The organism is Streptomyces bambusae (genome assembly GCF_019400985.1).
Taxonomy (GTDB): Bacteria; Actinomycetota; Actinomycetes; order Streptomycetales; family Streptomycetaceae; genus Streptomyces; species Streptomyces bambusae_A.
Genome location: NZ_WTFF01000556.1, coordinates 1 through 2,467, shown reverse-complemented (window position 1 = coordinate 2,467; position 2,467 = coordinate 1). Strand labels below are relative to the sequence as shown.

Below are 2,467 nucleotides of genomic sequence, written 5' to 3'. Positions count from 1 at the left end.
GCCGGAAGCCGCGGCCCGGGCCCGGGCCCGGGCTGCGTCGGGCCGGGTGGGGCAGGCCCGGAGGCGTGCCAGGGCGGGCGGGTACCCCGTCGGGCCGGGGCGGGAACCGTTGCGGCGGTCCCGTAGGCGTCAGGTTGTGAACGAGCCGTGGCGGCCGGCGCCTGCGGTGAAGCGGGCGGCGCCCGAATCGGTCTCGCCCGCCGCCAGCGGCACCATGCCGTGCCGCAGCTCGGCCGCCAGCGCATCCGGTTCGGCCAGGCCGTGCTGCTCCCGTACGGAGAGCCGGTCGTGGCGCAGGCACAGCTGCGGGAACGCGGCGAGCTCGTGGGCGAGTTCCTCCGCCGCCCGGCGTGCCTGCCCCGGCGGTACGAGCCGGTTGGCGAGGCCCATCGCGTACGCCTCCGCCGCCGGGACCGGGCGGCCGGTCAGGATCAGGTCCATGGCGCGGCTCTCGCCGATCAGCCGGGGCAGCCGTACCGTACCGCCGTCGATCAGCGGCACCCCCCACCGGCGGCAGAACACCCCGAAGACCGCGTCCTCCTCGGCCCCCCGCAGGTCGCACCACAGGGCCAGCTCCAGACCGCCCGCCACGGCGTGCCCGGCCACCGCCGCGATGACCGGCTTGGTGAGCCGCAGCCGGGTCGGCCCCATCGGGCCGTCGCCGTCGGGCTCGACCCGGTTGCCGCGCCCGGCGGCGACGGCCTTCAGGTCGGCGCCCGCGCAGAAGGTCCCGCCCTCGCCCCACAGCACGGCGACCGAGGCTTCCTCGTCCGCCTCGAACGCCCGGAAGGCCTCGGCCAGTTGCCGGGCGGTCGGCCCGTCGACGGCGTTGCGGACGGCGGGCCGCGAGAGCACCACCGTGGTCACGGGACCGTCGCGCTCGACGCGTACGGCCGGCGCGGCGCCGCCGCCCGTACTCGTACTCCTGTCCGGTCCGTTGCTCCTGTTGCTCCTGTTGCTCCTGTTGCTCTTGCTGCCGCGCCTACCGGTGTCCGTGGTGCCGGCCGGGGCGTCGTCGGGCGTACCGCTGTCCCTCTCCGCGATCTCCATGGCGGCATTCTCACGCGGCCGCAGACCCGCGACCAGACCGGCGATCACCACCGCGATGCCCAGCCACACCGACGGGTCGGGCGTACCGGCGCCCGTGACGACCCCGGCGGCCGCCGCGGCGAGCGGGGCGATGCCGGTGAGCAGGCCGGCCCGGCCGGCGCCGACGGCCCGTACCGTCGAGTACCAGAGGACGAAGGCGACCGCCGTCACCATCAGCGCGAGGTGGCCCACCGCAGCCCAGTGGCTCGCGGACAGCTCCCGTACCGCCGCCGGCCCTTCGACCACCCCGCCCAGGACGGCCAGCATCAGCCCGCCCATCCACACCGCGTGCAGCGACACTCCCCACGGACCGTGCCGCCGCAGCACTGGCACCGCCAGCAGCGTGAACCCCGCCTCGCAGCCCAGGGCCACGGCCGCCCAGGCCACCCCGACGGCGTCCGTCCGGCCCGTCCCCTTCACCAGCACCGCGCCGGCCACGACGACGGGCGCGGCCAGCAGGACCTGCCGGCTCGGCCGCTGCCGTTCCAACAGCGGGCCCACCACGCCCAGCACCACGGGTACGCAGGCCAGCGCGACGGCGATCACCGCCGGCTCGGCATGTGCGACGCCGCGCACCACGGCCACGTTGAACAGCACCAGCCCGGTGGCCGCGATCCCGGCCAGCCACAGCCACTCACGGCCGCGCGGCAGCACCGGGCGGGCGCCCGCCAACCGCGCCATGACCAGCAGGAGCACGGTCGCGGCCGTGTACCGGACGGCCTGGGAGGTGAACAGGGGGGCATCGACGAGGGCGTGCGAGACGGTGACGCTGGAGCCGACGAGGGCCATGCCGGCCATGCCGGGCAGGAGCCGGGAGAGCGGAGCGGAAGGTATGTCCATGGCGTCCACCGTGCCCGCACAATGGACCTCATGCGTAGGTCCACGACGCCCCCGTCCAAGGGGTCCAAAACTGCCGAGGCGGCTCTCCCTTCGGCCTCGGGCCAGGGCCCGGCTCCGGCCCAGGGCCCGGCTCCGGCCCCGGCCCCGGGCCCGGCTCCGGTTCCGGCCCAGCCCCCGGGCCTGGCCTCGGCCCCGGGCCCTGCCCCGGCGGAGGCGCCGGCTCCGCCGGCTCCCGGTTCGGACTTCCTCCAGTTGGACATCGGCCAGGCCCCGCCCGGCGGGCGTACCGCCTGGCTCGCCGACCAGCTGCGGTCCGCGATCGCCGACGGCCGGCTGCCCGTCGGGGCCCGGCTGCCGGCCAGCCGGGTGCTGGCCGGCGAGTTGCGCGTCACCCGGGGCGTGGTCACCGAGGCCTACCGGCGGCTGGCCGAGTCCTGGCCTGTCTCTTATACACACCCGACGCAGCCGTAGAACCTACCCGCGACGATGGTCACGTGTGGACGTGTCGACTACGTAAAACTGGCATCAGAGTCGTCAA

General features: G+C 76.2%; 3 pseudogenes. 1 reads left to right on the top strand and 2 read right to left on the bottom strand.

The window, feature by feature from the left end:
- Nucleotides 1-129 precede the first annotated feature (129 nt).
- Nucleotides 130-894, bottom strand: a pseudogene (locus GPJ59_RS35490) (crotonase/enoyl-CoA hydratase family protein); the annotation flags it as partial.
- Between the two features lie 198 nt (nucleotides 895-1,092).
- A pseudogene (locus GPJ59_RS35485) lies at nucleotides 1,093-1,878 on the bottom strand (EamA family transporter); the annotation flags it as partial.
- Between the two features lie 231 nt (nucleotides 1,879-2,109).
- On the opposite strand from GPJ59_RS35485, the pseudogene GPJ59_RS35480 reads away from it, so the two are divergent.
- Nucleotides 2,110-2,361 (top strand): annotated as a pseudogene (locus GPJ59_RS35480) (GntR family transcriptional regulator); the annotation flags it as partial.
- Nucleotides 2,362-2,467 lie beyond the last annotated feature (106 nt).